At 55.2% G+C, this 16098-nt stretch carries 14 protein-coding genes; 10 read left to right on the top strand and 4 right to left on the bottom strand.

Going from position 1 to position 16098, the window contains the following annotated elements:
• Positions 1 to 31: 31 nt before the first annotated feature.
• Positions 32 to 3892 (top strand): tetratricopeptide repeat protein, encoded by a 3861-nt coding sequence (locus tag BP727_RS02965; protein WP_286857290.1) that lies wholly within the window; start codon positions 32 to 34, stop codon positions 3890 to 3892.
• Here the strand turns inward: BP727_RS02965 and BP727_RS02960 are convergent.
• The 4 genes from BP727_RS02960 to cobD are packed head-to-tail and all read right to left on the bottom strand — an operon-like array spanning position 3889 to position 6817.
• The gene (locus BP727_RS02960; RefSeq protein WP_157863690.1) at positions 3889 to 4539 is read right to left on the bottom strand and encodes a hypothetical protein; all 651 of its coding nucleotides are present in this window, start codon (positions 4537 to 4539) and stop codon (positions 3889 to 3891) included. The genes BP727_RS02965 and BP727_RS02960 overlap by 4 nt on opposite strands.
• A gap of 39 nt (positions 4540 to 4578) precedes the next feature.
• Positions 4579 to 5496 carry a cobalamin biosynthesis protein gene (locus tag BP727_RS02955; RefSeq protein ID WP_013719069.1) on the bottom strand — a complete coding sequence of 306 codons (918 nt, stop codon included), beginning with the start codon at positions 5494 to 5496 and terminating at the stop codon, positions 4579 to 4581.
• The gene (locus BP727_RS02950) at positions 5493 to 5735 is read right to left on the bottom strand and encodes a cysteine-rich small domain-containing protein (protein WP_052297531.1); all 243 of its coding nucleotides are present in this window, start codon (positions 5733 to 5735) and stop codon (positions 5493 to 5495) included. Before BP727_RS02950 ends, BP727_RS02955 begins: the two co-directional genes overlap by 4 nt.
• On the bottom strand, positions 5723 to 6817 hold the full coding sequence (cobD, locus tag BP727_RS02945) for a threonine-phosphate decarboxylase CobD (protein ID WP_052297530.1): 1095 nt from the start codon (positions 6815 to 6817) through the stop codon (positions 5723 to 5725). Before cobD ends, BP727_RS02950 begins: the two co-directional genes overlap by 13 nt.
• A 234-nt stretch (positions 6818 to 7051) precedes the next feature.
• Here cobD and cdhA point away from each other — a divergent pair, with 234 nt between their 5' ends.
• The 9 genes from cdhA (at position 7052) to BP727_RS02900 (ending at position 16023) form a co-directional block, all read left to right on the top strand.
• The gene (gene cdhA / locus BP727_RS02940) at positions 7052 to 9469 is read left to right on the top strand and encodes a CO dehydrogenase/acetyl-CoA synthase complex subunit alpha (protein WP_048131971.1); all 2418 of its coding nucleotides are present in this window, start codon (positions 7052 to 7054) and stop codon (positions 9467 to 9469) included.
• 19 nt (positions 9470 to 9488) lie between these two features.
• Entirely contained in the window at positions 9489 to 10052 is a 564-nt protein-coding gene (gene cdhB / locus BP727_RS02935; protein ID WP_013719067.1) for a CO dehydrogenase/acetyl-CoA synthase complex subunit epsilon, read from the top strand.
• Between the two features lie 40 nt (positions 10053 to 10092).
• The gene (cdhC, locus tag BP727_RS02930; protein WP_013719066.1) at positions 10093 to 11499 is read left to right on the top strand and encodes a CO dehydrogenase/CO-methylating acetyl-CoA synthase complex subunit beta; all 1407 of its coding nucleotides are present in this window, start codon (positions 10093 to 10095) and stop codon (positions 11497 to 11499) included.
• Between the two features lie 32 nt (positions 11500 to 11531).
• Positions 11532 to 11702 (top strand): hypothetical protein, encoded by a 171-nt coding sequence (locus BP727_RS02925; protein WP_157863689.1) that lies wholly within the window; start codon positions 11532 to 11534, stop codon positions 11700 to 11702.
• A gap of 84 nt (positions 11703 to 11786) precedes the next feature.
• Positions 11787 to 11960 (top strand): hypothetical protein, encoded by a 174-nt coding sequence (locus BP727_RS02920; RefSeq protein WP_157863688.1) that lies wholly within the window; start codon positions 11787 to 11789, stop codon positions 11958 to 11960.
• 13 nt (positions 11961 to 11973) lie between these two features.
• Positions 11974 to 12732 (top strand): AAA family ATPase, encoded by a 759-nt coding sequence (locus BP727_RS02915; RefSeq protein ID WP_013719065.1) that lies wholly within the window; start codon positions 11974 to 11976, stop codon positions 12730 to 12732.
• Positions 12733 to 12743: 11 nt separating this feature from the next.
• The gene (gene cdhD / locus BP727_RS02910) at positions 12744 to 14096 is read left to right on the top strand and encodes a CO dehydrogenase/acetyl-CoA synthase subunit delta (RefSeq protein ID WP_013719064.1); all 1353 of its coding nucleotides are present in this window, start codon (positions 12744 to 12746) and stop codon (positions 14094 to 14096) included.
• A gap of 5 nt (positions 14097 to 14101) precedes the next feature.
• On the top strand, positions 14102 to 15517 hold the full coding sequence (acsC, locus tag BP727_RS02905; RefSeq protein ID WP_013719063.1) for an acetyl-CoA decarbonylase/synthase complex subunit gamma: 1416 nt from the start codon (positions 14102 to 14104) through the stop codon (positions 15515 to 15517).
• Between the two features lie 104 nt (positions 15518 to 15621).
• Positions 15622 to 16023, top strand: a complete 402-nt coding sequence (locus tag BP727_RS02900; RefSeq protein WP_013719062.1) for a hypothetical protein — start codon at positions 15622 to 15624, stop codon at positions 16021 to 16023.
• Positions 16024 to 16098: the final 75 nt, after the last annotated feature.

Genomic DNA, 16098 nt, shown 5'->3' with positions numbered 1-16098 from the left:
TCAATTTCCCATCCTATCTTGGGGGGCGAATATGGACTCGAGCTCTGAGAGCGTCGTCTCCTCCCTCGGCTCCTTCGCCGAGATGCTCTCCGATCCCGAGGGCTACGATCCCGAGAGGCTGAAGAGCCTATCCGTTGGCGTTCCATCGTTATTATCCTCTTTCATTGAGGCCATGCTCTCCTCCGATGAGGAGGTTATGAAAAGGCGCCTCACCGACCTGGAGGATTATGCCTCTGTGGTCAACAGCGTTCAGGCATGGTTCAATCTGGGAAGGCTTGCTCACCATCTCTTCTTTCATCAGGCGGCAATTGAATACTACAGCAATGCTTCGGATCTGGCCCAGATTCTCTCTGATGATGATTCATTAGCCAGTATCCTCCTATGCTTGGGGGCCCTCTACGGTGAGGAGGAGGACTGGGCCCGGGCCTGCCAGTGTTATGAGAAGGCTCTCGTTGCTATCGATATGGCTAAAAGGCCACGCCTTCTGCCTCAGGTCCTGGAGAGGCTGGGCCGCGCCCGCCGCCTGCAGGGTGAGTACCATCAGGCCCAGATCTGCTATTCCCGCATCCTGGAGGTGCTCGATCCAAGGGACAAAAAAGGGCGGATGGAGGCTACCAGCAACCTGGCAGAGCTCTGCCAGATTCAAGGCGATATGGAAAAGGCGGAGAAGCTGTATCAGACCATTCTGAAGGAGAGGGAGCTGTCGGATGATCCCGTGGGGGCAGCTCGGGCTCTTGCCTCCCTCGCTAGCATCTACTCTCAGACCGGCAACGGCAAGAGGGCCCAGATCAGTCTGCAATCAGCCAGCCATCTGCTGGCCGATCTGAAAGATCAATCCGGAGCGGCAGAGATGCAGTGCCGTCTTGCTGATATCTATTTTCATGAGGGAAGGCTAAAGGAAGCTCTGGAGCTCTATGGCCGGAGCTTGGCGGCATTGCAGAAGGGCCATCCCTCTCTCGCCTCCAAGGCCCTCTGCCGGATGGGTCAATGCTTCCTGGAGGACGGGAATTGGACCCTGGCAGAAGACCACCTTCAAAGGGCAATAGCGATCATGAAAGAGCATAAAGATTCCTCCTCCCTTGCCCGGGCTCTGGTTATTCTGGCGGGCGTTCACCATAAGCAGGGGCAGTTGGAAATGGCACTGCAATGCTCCCGGGAGAGCCTGAAGATCAGGGAGAGATCCAAAGATCTGAGTGGATCTGCAGAGGCTCTGAATTGCATTGCCAGGATCTGCTGCGACTGCTCTGATTGGCCGGAGGCGATCGAGTGCTACCAGAGGGCGGCGGATCTCTTCATGGAAATGGGCGAGGTGACAGCAGCGGCTGAGGCCCTATCCAATCTGGGCGGCGTATATCATCTGAAAGGAGATCTGGATGTTGCCCTGCAGATGTATTCTCATGCCTATAATTCATTCTGCCAGCAGGGAGACAGACAGGGTGCATCGATGGTCCAGTCTAACATCGGCCTTGTCTATCAGAGCAGGGGCGATCTTCACCTTGCGGGGGAGTTCTTGGAAAAGAGCATTGCCACAAAGGAGGATCTGGGGGATCAAATTGGTGCTGCCGGCAACAGGCTGAGCCTGGGGCTGATCTATCAGCTCGGAGGGGAGTGGGATCAGGCCCAGTCCTGTTTTGAAGGGGCGGCCAGGGCATTTGAGGATAATGGGGACCTGCGGGGTCTGGCTGCAGCGGAGAACAACCTGGGAAACCTCTACTCCGATCGAGGGGATCTCATGCATGCCATCTTATGCTACCGTCAGGGCCTGGAGGCGAGGCGTGTTCTGAACGATGGGCACGGCATGGCAGTTACCCTGGGAAATCTGGCAGGCGTCTATCTTCAGTCTGGGGAGGAGGAGCGAGCAGAGGAACTGTACCAGCAGAGCATAGATGGCTTCAGGGAACTGGGTGACGCTCGAGGGGAGGCTAGATCGCTCTATGGCCTGGCAAGGAGCATGGCCGAGAGAGGCGATCTGGAGGGAGCACTGGAGTGCTACCGAAAATGTCTCGATCTGCAGATTGTGGGAGGGGACTCTAGGTCGATGATCGAGGCGCTCGAGTCCATGGTAAATCTGCTCCTGAGAAGGGGTAGATGGCAGGAGGCTCTGACCAGGTATGCTCAGGTTCTGGAGGCCCTCCGTTCCAGAGATGATCTTTCGGCAGTGGCGGCAGTCCAGTGCGCTCTGGGAAATCTCCATGCCGATCTTGGCCAGTGGGATGAGGCCCTGGAGGACTACAATGAGAGCCTGGCGATTATGGAGGGGCTGGGGGACGAGTACTCCGTTTCGGTAGCCAGGAACAACCTAGGCAATATGTGCTACCGGCAGGGTGACTGGGCCGCTGCCTTAGAGAACTATCGCTTGAGCCTGGAGGGCTTCGGGAAGGCGGGGGATATGGAGAGCGAGGCCTCGGTCCTGAGCAATGTCGCAGGCCTCTGCTATAAGAGAGGTCAGTGGGCGGATGCTCTGGATAGCTATAGCAAGAGCCTGAGCCTCTTTGAAAAGCTGGAGGACTCAGCCGGCATTGCCCAGGTGCTGGGAAACATGGGAAACCTCTACCACCGCCAAGGAGAGCGCGATCTAGCAGCAGAGCACTTTCAGCGGGCTCTGGAGATATACCGGCGCCTCAAGGATCAAGCGGGCGCGGCGGAGATGCAGGCCAGCATCGATATGATCCGGGCAGGACGGGGCGAGATATCCCCTGATATCGAGGAGTACAAGAGACAGCTGGTGGAGCTGGAGGAGACAGGCGACCTCTCCGGCCAGGGTGAGGTTCTTTCAGCCCTCGCCGGCAGCTACACAGATAGCGGCCAGTGGGCAGAAGCCATTGCCTGCTATAAGAGGAGCGTGGAGAGGTTTGACCAGACTGGAGAGGTCTACAACCGTGGCCAGGTTCTCTTCAATATGGCCCTGGTCTACAAGGATATGGGAGACCTCAACTGGGCCAGAACGCTATTTGATGTGGCTTTGGACATCTTCCAGGATCTAGATGCCCTGCCCTGTGTAGCTTCAGCCAAATTGAACCTGGGAATCATCTCCGGCCAGATGGGCAGATCGGATGAAGCAATTGAGCTTTTCTCCCAGTCAATAGGCATTCTGGAGGGCCTGGGGGCATTGCCCGATCTATGTGAGGGCTACATCGCCGCCGCTCTGTTCAATATTCAAGAGGGGCATTCGATGCAATCCCGCTTCTATCTCTCCCAGGCAGAGACTCAGGTCTCTCGCACTGACTATCCGCCTTTGAAAATCCAGCTTTATAGAGCTCAGGGAGAGCGCTTTCTTAAGGATATGCTCTATCCGGAGGCAAAGAGCTGCTTTGAGAAGGCCCTGGCTTTATCTCGGAAGCTGTCTCTCTCCTATGAGGAGGCAAAAGCCATCTCATCTCTTGGTCGGCTAGCCCTGGCCAGCGGGGATTATGAGGATGCTCTAAGAAGGATGAAACAGGCTCTTGTGATCTTCGGCCGGCTGGGTGCATCGCTGGATCTCATAGAGGTCTACCGCGATATGACCCTCCTCTTCTTGGCTCAGGATGATTATCAGCGAGCAGAAGAGATGGCCATGTTGAGACAGCGCCAGGCCAGGATTCTGGGACATGCTGATCTCAGTCTCCTGGCTACCGTCGATCTGGCGGAGTGCGAAGCCCGCACCGGAAAGAAGGAGGAGGCACGGGCGGACTATGCCGGTGCATTGCGGCTGGCCGGGAAGGAGGGGGATCGGATTCCTTCATCCACCATCCGCCAGATCTCAGAAAAGGCGATAGAGTTCCTGGAGGCTGAAGCGTCTCAGCCGGAGGAAGGCCGTCAGGCCAGCCTACTGCGAGAGAGGCTTGGAGAAGAGGATTATGAGAAGCTTCTGGAGGAGCTTCCCCATAAGCTGGAATGCAGAAGAATTGGCTAGAGGCCCGAATCCATCATGGAGGGGAGAAGGCTGAGCTGGAGGTCGACCTTGGCCAGATCCTGCCTGATATGGGGATCTTTTAAGAGCAGCTCCAGCTCAGTCAGCCTGCCGATCACATCGCCCAGCCGGGCTCCCTTGTGCTCGCTCATATTGCGTATCGGTGCATAATATATCTGTCCGCCATTGCCGTCAGCCTCTACTCCGAAGAAGTCCTTGCCATAGAATCCCTTGAACCTTTCGATTATGGGCTTGTAGACGTTCTTTATCGCCGGGATATAGAACTCCTCCAGCATCACCTGAACCATTCTGTTCTTTGTGTCTGCCACCCTGAAGCGTATGTATCCCTGGCCGTGAATATAATTTCCGTAGTTGATTGAATACTTTATGCGAGAAGTGAGGTCAGTCTTCAGGCTCAGGATGAACTCACAGGTATCATCGGTCTGAGAGGGATCGAGGTTTAGGAAGTACCTGATGAAGAGCATAAAATTATTATTAAATATGATTAGAATGTGATTTTCATCTTCCTTCGAGCTGTTGACCAGTATCTCTGCGACATCCCAGCCGAAGAGCTTTTTAGCCTCTTCTTTGCCAAAATCATGAAAGGCAAACTCTTGAACTTTCTCCAGGAGATCTTGCATGGTTTCCATTCTCATTTACTCCATCCTCGAATTGGATAAACATTATGGTTATAGGAGCAGGCAGATGAACGCCGCTGCCAGTGTGAGGGCGATGGCCGACTGGACGAGGCCTGTGGCCCGGAATATATCCCTTGTCTCTGGATTCGGATTCTCTCCCAGCAGGATATACTGGCCAGGCTTCTCTAAGCGGATTTTCAGGCTCCCGGCAGCTGCGGCCATGGGCCAGCCGGAGTTGGGGCTGGGGGTGGCGCTGTGATATTTAAAGGCTTCTCTAATGGCCGAGCGGGCGCCTCTCGGTCGGGCCAGGGCGATCAGGATTATGCTTAATCGAGCGGGAATCCAGTTCGCCAGGTCGTCCAGCCTCGCTCCAGCATATCCCAGCTCCTTCAATCCAGGCTTCTTGTAGCCGATCATCGAGTCCATGGTGCTGATGGCCTTGAAGGCAATGGCCGCCTCCAGGCCCAGGCCTATGGGTGCGAAGAGAATATAGTAGAATATGGGGGAGAGAATGGAGTCCACATAGTTTTCAGATAGCGACTCTATCACCGCTGAGCTGGCCTGGGCAGTTGTTAGGGTGGAGGTGTCCCTTCCCACCAGGGCGGGCAGCATCTTCTTTGCTTCTTCCATATCCTGGTCTATCATCCTGCCGATATTGCTGGAGGTCTCCAACAAGCATCTGATGGCAAATGTGGACTTCAAGAGATATGCTCCTACCAAGAGAGGCAGCACGGGCATAACATGCGCCGCCCTGACCAGCAGATGAGCCGCCAGAACTGAGACTGCAATCACGGTTATGGCCAGCAGGATGCCCTGCACCTTAGTGGGCCCCGCCCGGGCGCGCAGGAAGGAGATCAGTCTGCCGATCCAGACCACGGGGTGAACTCGAACCGGAGGCTCGCCGATCAGTATGTCAAAGGCCACCGCTAAAAGAAATACAGTTAAAGCCTCCTCAATGGCCAGGGTCATAGCCGCTCCTCGAGGCTCTTCCAGACCTGGGAGATGGGCAGGCCCTGCAAGAGCCCATCCAGCACCATCTCAGCCACATCTTTTTGGTGAACGATCTGGCAATTCTCACAGCACCAGGAGCCATCTCGCTCAAAGCCTCCCGTTCTCACATCCCGGCAGGGGTAAAATGGGCAGAAGCATAATGAGCAGTCCTGCTCGGGGTGGTGGCAGGGAAACCTCTCGCAGCTCAGTCTTTGCATCTTAATGCCCTCTCCAGGACATCGATTAGCCGCTCGTTATCCTCGTGGCCTCTCACTGCCACCCGGATGTAGCTCTTCTCCAGGCCGAAGGACTGGCAGTCCCGCACCAGAACGCCACGGGCCATGGTGCGCTCTGCCAGGACGTCCGAGCCAAGGCCCGCCGATTCGATATTCACCAGGATGAAGTTGACCTGACTTGGCAGCGGATCCAGGCCCAGATTCTTCAGGGAGGGGATCAGATAATTCAGCTCCTCGGCTATCAGCTCTCTAGACCTGGTCAGGTGATCCTCACATCCCAGGAGATATTCTGCTGCAGCGGCGGCAATGGAGCCGATGGACCAGGGGATCTTTGCCCGGTTCATGATTCCAGCTAAAAGGGGATTGGTCACGCCGAAGCCCAATCTCATCCCCGGCACTCCAAAGGACTTGGTCAGGGATCTCATCACAAAGAGATACTCCCTGCTGGGAGCAAGCTGAGCTACGCTCTCCTCCGGGCGGCTGAGCTCTATGAAGGCCTCATCCACCAATAAGAATACCTCTGCCTCCTCGCATCTGTCCGCCAGATCGTGAACCTGATTTTGGGAGAGCAGCCGTCCGGTGGGATTATTGGGATTGCAGAGGAAGAGGGCTTTGGCCCGGTGTAGGTCGGAGTCGCGAAGGAGGGGGGTGCCATCCTTACCAATCGCCAGCCTTTCCGTCCTGCCTCCGGCGAGCTGTGATTGATTCTCATACTCTCCAAAGGTGGGGGTGGGGATTATTGCCAGGTCCCCCTCTTCCAGCACAGCCTCCGCGAATATCCTGATCAGCTCAGATGATCCATTGCCTGGAACGATGCATCCCGGATCGACCTGGACGAAGCGGCTCGCTGCGCGACAGAATCCCTGGTAGCTGCTGTCAGGATAGTGGCCGACCTGCTTGAGCTCTCGGCTGACCAACTCCTTCAGGGGGGGCGATCCCAGGGGATTGATATTGGCGGAGAAGTCCAGCGGCTCAGCCCCCAATCTTCTCTTCGCTTCCTGCACCTTGCCCCCATGCTTGCATTCGGCAGCATTGACAAAGCTCTTCCGCAATCGATTTTTCATAGGTCGTTGTGGCCTTCAATGTATTGGCATTTCAAGCTTGTGGGCAGAGTACACTTCATTAACAATAGTGATCTTATTGAGTCGCTGTTAACTGAAAATTTATTTATAAAATTAATACTATGATGTTTAATCAAAATTAATAAAATTCTATATTAACTGGTATCCGAAAGTGTTTTATCTACTCTATGCGAACTCAAGCGGCGTATATCAAAGGAAGAGGAGGCTAAGATTCCGATGGCAACAAGAGAAGGCAGCTTTTCGGTTGAGGACATGAAGAACGTCCAGATCAACATAGGAGCTGTCGTAAAAGAAGAGGATGAATGGGACCAGGAGATGGGCCCCTTCCCCAAGCCAGGTGTGGCAACGCTTCGTGACTGGGACTTCAAGATTTGTAACCGGTACAAGATCATGTATTCACCGGCAGATGATACATGCACCCTCTGTACCTATGGACCATGCGACCTGACCGGCAACAAGAAGGGGGCCTGTGGCATTGACATGGCCGCTGCCTGCGGTAAGATCGTTCTGGTTGCGGTTTTAATGGGAACCTGCGCCCATACTGCTCACGGCAGGCACCTTTACCACTGGTGTCTGGACAAGTTCGGAGATATGCCCTTCGATATGGGCAGCGAGATCCTGGTGGATGCGCCCCTCACTCGCACCATCCTGGGGATCAAGCCCAAGTCGCTCAAGGACTTCGGCGAGGCCCTGGAGTATTGCGAAGAGGAGATCGTGCAGCTCCTGGCGGCCACTCACACCGGTCAGGAAGGCTATTTTATGGACTTCGAGTCCAAGTCGCTGCACGGCGGCATGATCGACTCCCTGGGCAAGGAGATCTGCGACATGCTGCAGACGGTGGCTTACGATATGCCCCGCGGCGCAGCCGATGCACCCCTGGTGGAGATCGGCATGGGCACCCTGGATCAGAACAAGGGCGTTCTCATCGCCTACGGCCACAACCTGGCAGCAGGCGCAGAGGCCATGATCTATGCCGAGAACAATAATCTCTGGGACAAGGTTGACATAGGCGGCGTATGCTGCACCGCCATTGACCTCACCAGGATCACTGAGACCGGCAGGGAATCCAGGATCCCCCCCAACCTGGGACCCAAGGCCAAGGTGGCTGGTGCCATGGGCTGGTGGAGAAAGATGGTTCGCGCCGGAATCATGGATACAGTGATTGTGGACGAGCAGTGCGTATTCTGCGATGTGCTGGAGGACTGCCAGCAAAGGCACATCCCCGTCATCGCCAGCAACGACAAGATCATGCTCGGCCTGCCCGACAGGACCAATGACTCAGCCGATGCCATTGTGGAGGATCTGGTCAGCTTCAAGATGCCCGGTGTGGCAATCCTCGATCCAGTAAAGGCCGGAGAGGTGGCCATCAGGACCGCGGTTGCAGTCAAGCCCAAGCGCGAGCAGTACAAGAAGGAGAGCCTCTTTACCGAGCAGCAGTTCAAGGATACCCTGGCAACATGCACAGAGTGCAATCAGTGTGCCTTCGTCTGTCCGCCCCACATCAGGATCAGCGAGATGATAAGCGAGGCACTGAAGGGCAATCTGGAACCATTCTCCTCTACCTATGAGGTATGTGTGGGCTGCCAGAGATGCGAGCAGACCTGCCCCCAGGAGATTCCCATACTGAAGCTCTATGAGTATGCCAACCGCGAGTATATCAGGAACCAGAAGTTCAAGATGAGAGCGGGCAGGGGACCTGTGCTCGATACCGAGATCAGAAAAGTTGGTGCACCCCTGGTTCTTGGCCAGATTCCGGGAGTTATAGCGCTGGTAGGATGCTCGAATTATCCCAACGGCACCAAGGAGTGCTACGACATCGCCAAGGAGTTCGTTGACAGAGGCTACATCGTCGTTGCCACGGGCTGCATGGCCATGGACATGTCCCTGTATAAGGATGAAGATGGCAAGACCATCTGGGAGCAGTACGAGGGTGCCTTTGATGGCAGGAACATCTGCAACATAGGCTCATGTGTGGCCAATGCCCACATTCATGGAGCAGCAATCAAGGTGGCAACCATCTTCGCTCACAGAAATGAGCGTGCCAACTACGATGATATCGCCGATTATATCATGTCCAAGGTCGGAGCATGCGGCGTGGCCTGGGGAGCATACTCCCAAAAGGCAGCATCCATCGCTACCGGCGTTAACAGGCTCGGCATTCCAGTGGTTGTTCAGCCAAGCTCAGTCATATACCGCAGGACATTTATGGGCAGGACCGACAAGCCCGAGGACTGGATGGTCATAGATGCCAAGAACGGCAATATGCAGCAGATCGAGCCAGCACCTGAAGCCATGCTCTATATCGCCGAGACCAAGGAGGAGGCCATGCTGGAGATGGCAAAGCTCTGCTTCCGCCCGTCTGATAACACCCAGGGCAGAGGAATCAAGCTGACCCATTACTGCGATATCTCCATGAAGTACTTCGGCAAGCTGCCCGATGACTGGCATCTCTTTGTCCGCGATGTCAAGGATCTGCCCCTGAACTACCAGACGCAGATGATGAAGGAGCTGGAGGAGAAGCACGGCTGGAAGATCGACTGGAAGGCGAAGAAGTTCATCTCCGGACCGCTCAGGCCCGCAGACGTCAGCTTCGATCCCACGAACATCCCGCGCAAGATAAGGGCCAAGAAGTGAGGACGAGGAGGAGATAGAAATGGCAGCAGAAGTTAAGAAGGGCATTGACACCACCAAGAATCCCATTCCCTTTGAGATGGCTCAGATCCCTGGGCCAGAGATGGCGAAGACCTATTTGCCGAAGGTAATCGGCGCGATCATCAGAAAGGCGAAGAGGCCTCTGCTCGTGGTAGGAGCAGAGCTCTTCGACGATCCCGTGATGTTCGATAAGATGATTGAGATGGGAAAGATGGGAATTCCCATCGCCGCCACGGCGCATAGCGTCAAGGGCTTTGTGGATAGAGGCTACCTGGAGAACGTCTATCAGATCGGCCTGCATCCGTTGACCAACTTTTTGAGGTTCCCCGACTGGAAGGGCCTGGATGGACAGGGACAGTACGATGTGGTCATATTCCTGGGCATCTACTACAAGTTCGCCAATGGCATGCTATCCACATTGAAGAACTTCAACCGGGACATCAAGCGCGTCTCCATAGACCGCTACTATCATGTCAATGCCGATATGACCTTCGGCAACCTGGCCTTCAATCCGGACGACTATCACGCAGCCGTAGACGAAGTAATCGCAGCGATGAAGAAATAGAGTTTATCCTATAACAGAAGAAAACAGAAGAGGTGTATTAATGGCAGATATAAAGTTGGACATATCCCCCATGTATGAGGGCGAGAGAATCAGAAAGGACGATCTATGGGTAGAGCTTGGCGGTCCCAAGGCAGATGGATTTGAGCTGTCGCTTGCCACGCCCATGGACGAGATTGAGGATGGAAAGGTAACAGTCATCGGTCCGGATCTGGGAGAGACCCCTGAGGGCACCACCATGCCCTTCGGCATGATCTTCAGAGTCGGCGGCGAGAAGATCGAGAAAGACCTGGAGTCCATCATCGAGAGGCGCAACCATGCCCTGCTCTCCTATATAAGTGGCCTCATGCACCTCAACCAGAGATACGATATCTGGATGAGGATTGGCAAGGGTCTCAAGAAGAAGGGAGTCACCTCCTGGAAGGAGGTCTACGCCCCGGTCATCGACCTGTACAAGGCAGAGATGCCATTCATTGAGAAGATGGACATCACCATCGTCACCGATCCAGCAAAGGTCAAGGAAGAGCTGGCCAAGGCCATGGCCGTATACAAGACCCGCGATGAGCGCGCCAAGGGACTGCACGATGAGGATGTGGATGTCTTCTATGGCTGCACTCTCTGCCAGGCATTCGCTCCCACCAGCGCCTGCGTGGTCACCCCGGACAGGCCATCACTGTGCGGAGCTATCACCTGGTTCGACGGCAGGGCTGCCGCCAAGGTGGACCCAGAGGGCCCCCAGTTCGCCATTGAGAAGGGATCGGCGATGGATGAGGTCAGCGGCGAGTATGAAGCCATTAATCAGATGGCTGAGCAGAGGTCCGGCGGCGAGTACAGCAGAATGCTCCTCTACACATTCTTCGATGCACCCCACACCTCCTGTGGCTGCTTCGAGACCATTGGATTCTATATGCCTGAGGTTGACGGCATCGGCCTTGCCGATCGTGACTTCAAGGGCGCAACCCCCAACGGACTGCCTTTCTCCACCATGGCAGGACAGACCGGCGGCGGCAAGCAGGTCGTGGGCTTCCTGGGCATGGGTATTCTCTACTACTTCTCCCCCAAGTTCCTCCAGGCGGATGGCGGCTGGAGAAGGATCGTCTGGATGTCCAAGGGCCTCAAAGAGAGGGTAAAGGAAGGCATTGATGCTGACATGATGGACAAGATCGCCACCGAGGACGATGCCAAGGACATCGCAGCCCTCAAGGCATTCCTGCTCAAGGTCAACCATCCCGTGGTGGATGGCGTCACCAGAAAGGTGGACAACAAGAAGATCACCGAGGGCTGGAAGCTTGAAGAGGTCGATGATGATATCAAGGGGAAGGTCATGGCCTATATCGAGAAGACCGGCGGAGACATCAACATGGATACCGTCAAGTCCGAGCTTGCCCTGACCGAAGGCCAGTTCATGCAGGTCGTCGAGGCCTTGCAGGAAGACGGCGTGCTCGAGTGAGCAGATTCAAATTTAAGAGAGGGTGTTAAACTATGCAGCTAAAACTGAAACCCAAGGCACCTGCAGCGGCGGCTCCAGCAGCCGCACCTGCAGCAGCAGGCGCAGCAGCACCAGCCATAAGCATGTCCGGCAGCGCCGGCGGCATAAAGCTGATCCTGAAGGATGCCAAGATAAGCATAGATAAGGTAGTACTCGCCAAGTAGAGTACCGCCTTTTTCTCCCTTTTTTGGGAGATGCGGTTTTCCTGCGAGTGCGATTATCTGATCAAAGAGTGAGGGAGAGATATTATGCAGCTTAAGCTTAAGAAAAAGGAAGCGGCTCCGGCCGCAGCAGCAGCACCTGCAGCAGGCGCAGCAGCTCCGGCTTTCGCTATGCCAGCAGCAGCATCGGGTGGAATGACCATTGAACTGAGGGGCGCATCCATCCACGTAGCGGAAGTTGTAATAAAACCGAAAAAATAAGGAAGGCTAGACTTTGGGGAAAGTAATAGCGATAACAGGTAAAGGCGGCACCGGCAAGACCGCAGTGACCGCAATGCTCATCAGACACCTGAATAACTCTGAAAAAAAGTTTCGAATCCTTGCTATCGATGCCGATCCTGATGCCAACCTGGCAGATGCGCTGGGCGCTAAGGTGGAAAAGACCGTTGGCGACATGAGGGAGTTCATGCAGGATTCCCGGTTCACATCTTCACCGGACACTGATAAGCAGGCGCTTTTCGAGGCTAAGATCTTTGAGATCCTTTTGGAAGAAGATGGTTACGATCTTTTGGTGATGGGCAAGCCCGAGGGTTCTGGATGTTACTGTTATGTCAATAATCTTTTGCGAGCCATTATGGATAAGACCGCCAAGGATTATGATCTGATTGTAATCGACTCGCCCGCGGGCCTCGAGCATTTCAGCAGGAAAATTTTTCCAGACCTCGACGACCTTATCGTCGTAACTGATGAGTCCAGAAGAGGGCTTACCACCGGCGAGAGGATTCGGGACATTGCCCGCGAGATGGGACTGAAGTACAAGGATCTGTATGTGGTTGTGAACAAGATCACCACCGGAAGGCGGGATAAGGTCATCGAGAACGCAACCAGCCTGGGCCTTACTGTTATCGGCACTATCCCCTATGATGAAAGCTTGGCCAAATTCGATTTAGTGGGAGATCCATTGACCGGCCTGCCCGATGATTCGCCTGCAGTTAAAGAGATGGCGAATGTCGTCGGGAAACTGGGCCTGTGAGGGTGATTCGAATGGCAGACAAGATCACTTTATCTGACCTGAATAAGACATTAACAGAGATGAATGTTCAATCCCTCGAGGGACTGAAGATCGAGGGAGATGTTGAGATAGACCTGGACGTGGGCGCAGGTGGCGTAGGCCCGCTCTTCGCATACTACTTTGGAGAGCAGGCAGCCAAGATCGCCATGCAGCTCATGGACTTCGCCAAGGCAGTGGGATATCCAGTACAGAACCTGATGCAGCCGGTGGCTGTCGCTCAGGCCATATCCCCGGCGCCTAAGGACATAGCAGCAGCCGCTGCCGCAGTCCCCGCTTTTAAGGTGGCCTCGGCGTTAGCCAGCGCCAAATTCAGCGTGGGCGTTGACAAGACCTGGAAGCATCCCATCCAGGAGGTAACCCTGGGAGCGACCAAGGCAGACGGCGGGAGCCGCGGCCATGTGGTAAAGCTGGGCGGCGAGAAGGCCATGCCCTTCTTCCCGGATGCAGCAATGCCCCATGCCCCCAAGATCACCATGGACGTCTTCGACATGCCCATCGGCATGGCCAAGGCAGTCAAGATGCATTATGAGGATGTAATCAACTCACCAGGCGAGTGGGCCAAGAAGGCAGTCAGGGATTTCGGCGCCGACATGGTCACCGTTCACCTGATCAGCACTGATCCGCTCCTCAAAGACACTTCCGCCCAGGATGCAGTCAAGACGGTAGAAGAGGTCCTGCAGGCTGTGGACGTGCCCATCTGCATCGGCGGATCAGGCAACCCAGACAAGGATCCAGTAGTGCTATCCAAGGCAGCTGAGGTCGCACAGGGCGAGCGGGTTCTTATCGCTTCCGCCAACCTGAACATGGACTGGGAGAAGATCGGCAAGGCCTGTGTGGACAACGGACATGTCTGCCTCGCCTGGACCCAGCTGGAGATCAACTCTCAGAAGGAGCTGAACAGAAAGCTGATGAAGGTGGCTGGTGTTCCGCGCGAGTCCATAGTTATGGACCCGACAACCGCTGCCCTCGCCTACGGCTTGGACTTCGCTTACTCCAACATGGAGAGAATAAGGCTCGGCGCTCTGAAAGGCGACGATGAGCTGACATTCCCCATGTCCTCCGGCACCACCAACGCCTGGGGTGTCAGAGAGTCCTGGATGGTCCGTTCACCGAACAAGGACGACTCCGACTGGGGAGACAGAATGCTGAGAGGCCCGATCTGGGAGATTCTGACCGGCTACTCTCTGGCCATGGCTGGAGTGGACATCTTCATGATGATGCATCCAACGGCGGTCGCATATCTGCATGAGATCACCCAGTCTCTGATGGGAAGAATAGAGGCCAAGACGCCTGAAGCCAATGCCTGGCTCAAGATGGGGGTGTGAGGAACATGAAGGAAACAAGCCCGCTTAACCTTTACAAGCAGCTTCCACAGACCAACTGCAAGAAGTGCGGAGAGGAGACCTGCATGGCCTTTGCCGCTGGCCTGATCGCCAGAACCCGCAAGGTAGAGGAGTGCACTCCGTTAATTGAAGAGAAGAAGTACGCCAAGAAGCTTGCGACCCTCAGGAGCACCGTCGCTCCCGAGCTGAAGATGGTCTATGTGGGGGTCGGAGACAAGCAGGTCAAGGTAGGTGGCGAGGACGTCATGTACCGCCATCAGATGACCTTCTTCAACAAGCCGCCATTTGCCTTTGATGTTGCCGACAACATGGAAGAGGCAAAGCTCATAGAGCGGGTCAAGAAGATCACCACCTGGCGAAAGTTCTACATCGGCAAGTGGCAGGGCGTGGAGATGATTGCCGTCCGGTCTGTGACCGACGATCCGGCCAAGTTCGCCGCCTGCGTCAAGACTGTCATGGCCAATGGCAATGGCTTCCCGCTCATCCTATGCTCCTTCAATCCGGCTGTTCTCAAGGCAGGCCTGGAGGTCGCATCCAAGGAGAAGCCACTCATCTATGCCGCAACAAAGGACAACTGGAAGGAGGTTGCTCAGCTGGCTTATGATTACAAGGTCCCAGTCACATTGAGCGTTCCCTTCGACCTGGATGGCCTCAAGTCCATGGCCGTCACCTTCGCCGAAATGGGACTGACCGATTTGGTCTTAGACCCCGGAACGGCACCCAACGGCAAGATGCTGCAGCAGACCCTCACCAATTTCATCAACCTGAGAAGAGCTGCTGTAGAGGAGGCCCAGAGGGATATCGCCTATCCGGTAATGGTCCTGCCCATCAACGCCTGGCTGACCACCGATGATCCGGTTCGTGCTGCTTACTGGGAGTCAGTGCTCACCGCAGCCTTCGTCATTCGCGGAGGTGCGATCATGATCAAGCACTCCACAGAGCCCTACAGCATGATGCCCGATATGCATCTGCGCTTCAACATCTACACCGATCCGAGAACTCCGGTGCAGGTCAAGCCCGGCATCTACAAGGTCGGCAATCCCGGACCGGAGTCGCCAGTCTTCCTGACCACCAACTTCGCCCTGACCTACTACACAGTGGAGTCGGACGTGGCCTCAAATGGCATCGATGCTTACATCATCGCCATCAACACCGATGGCATAGGCGTGCAGGCATCTGTCGCTGGCGGCCAGCTCTCCCCGGTCAAGATTCAGGACTCCTTCAACGAGGCAGGCTTCGACTGGGCCGGTCAGAAGTACCCGGCCATGGTCCTGCCCGGCATGGCAGCCAAGTTCTCAGGCGAATTGGAGGACCTCTTCGCAGGCAAGGCCAAGATCATGGTCGGCCCAGAGGACTCCGGACGCATCATCGGCTGGATGAAGGACTTCTGGCCACCCAAGTAAAGCGAACTCGAAAAAGGGTATTGCATGTGCCCCAAAGCGGGCACATACTCTTATTTTATGGCTTCTTGATCTGAAAGTCAATTTCAGGAGGAAAACGATCTTCTATGTTAGCCCTAAAAAATTCTGCTTTGAGCCTGGCTCTGATGCTCTTCATTCTGGCAGGAAGCGCCCAGGCCCAGCCGTCTGATGGGGCGGAGGTCTATCTGGGTGAACTCGATCTGCTGGCAAATATCAACTCCACGAATTCCAGCTTGATAAACAGCACCCTCATAAATAGCACAGCGGCCAATAATTCCACATCGATCGATGTCGCTCTTGCCCTGCCCCAGAACCTATCTGCCTCCATCGGAAAAGAGGTTCTTGACCTCACCAGCTATGCAAGAGACAGGGTAAACAAGAGCCTGGCCGGCTACACGAATATCATGTATCCCATCACCGGCTCTCGGGGGACCACAGCCTCTACCTCAGGAGGAGGAGGCGGTGGAGGTGGATGCGGCTGCGGTTAGCTTCCCGGGTAGCGTATCATTTTTGGTGTAAAATTTGCAGAAATATTAGTAACAAGAACTGACTTGCTCTTCACG

This window comes from Methanosaeta sp. UBA356, from assembly GCF_002496465.1.
In the GTDB taxonomy this organism is placed as follows: Archaea; Halobacteriota; Methanosarcinia; order Methanotrichales; family Methanotrichaceae; genus Methanothrix; species Methanothrix soehngenii.
Note: the sequence above shows the minus strand (reverse complement) of the source record. Positions and strands in the feature narration are given on the sequence as shown.

What these genes read in the sequence shown, in the direction of transcription:
- BP727_RS02965 (WP_286857290.1), top strand. Translation starts at nt 32, where the DNA reads ATGGACTCGAGCTCTGAGAGCGTCGTCTCCTCCCTCGGCTCCTTCGCC.
- BP727_RS02960 (WP_157863690.1), bottom strand. Translation starts at nt 4,539, where the DNA reads ATGGAAACCATGCAAGATCTCCTGGAGAAAGTTCAAGAGTTTGCCTTT.
- BP727_RS02955 (WP_013719069.1), bottom strand. Translation starts at nt 5,496, where the DNA reads ATGACCCTGGCCATTGAGGAGGCTTTAACTGTATTTCTTTTAGCGGTG.
- BP727_RS02950 (WP_052297531.1), bottom strand. Translation starts at nt 5,735, where the DNA reads ATGCAAAGACTGAGCTGCGAGAGGTTTCCCTGCCACCACCCCGAGCAG.
- cobD (WP_052297530.1), bottom strand. Translation starts at nt 6,817, where the DNA reads ATGAAAAATCGATTGCGGAAGAGCTTTGTCAATGCTGCCGAATGCAAG.
- cdhA (WP_048131971.1), top strand. Translation starts at nt 7,052, where the DNA reads ATGGCAACAAGAGAAGGCAGCTTTTCGGTTGAGGACATGAAGAACGTC.
- cdhB (WP_013719067.1), top strand. Translation starts at nt 9,489, where the DNA reads ATGGCAGCAGAAGTTAAGAAGGGCATTGACACCACCAAGAATCCCATT.
- cdhC (WP_013719066.1), top strand. Translation starts at nt 10,093, where the DNA reads ATGGCAGATATAAAGTTGGACATATCCCCCATGTATGAGGGCGAGAGA.
- BP727_RS02925 (WP_157863689.1), top strand. Translation starts at nt 11,532, where the DNA reads ATGCAGCTAAAACTGAAACCCAAGGCACCTGCAGCGGCGGCTCCAGCA.
- BP727_RS02920 (WP_157863688.1), top strand. Translation starts at nt 11,787, where the DNA reads ATGCAGCTTAAGCTTAAGAAAAAGGAAGCGGCTCCGGCCGCAGCAGCA.
- cdhD (WP_013719064.1), top strand. Translation starts at nt 12,744, where the DNA reads ATGGCAGACAAGATCACTTTATCTGACCTGAATAAGACATTAACAGAG.
- acsC (WP_013719063.1), top strand. Translation starts at nt 14,102, where the DNA reads ATGAAGGAAACAAGCCCGCTTAACCTTTACAAGCAGCTTCCACAGACC.
- BP727_RS02900 (WP_013719062.1), top strand. Translation starts at nt 15,622, where the DNA reads ATGTTAGCCCTAAAAAATTCTGCTTTGAGCCTGGCTCTGATGCTCTTC.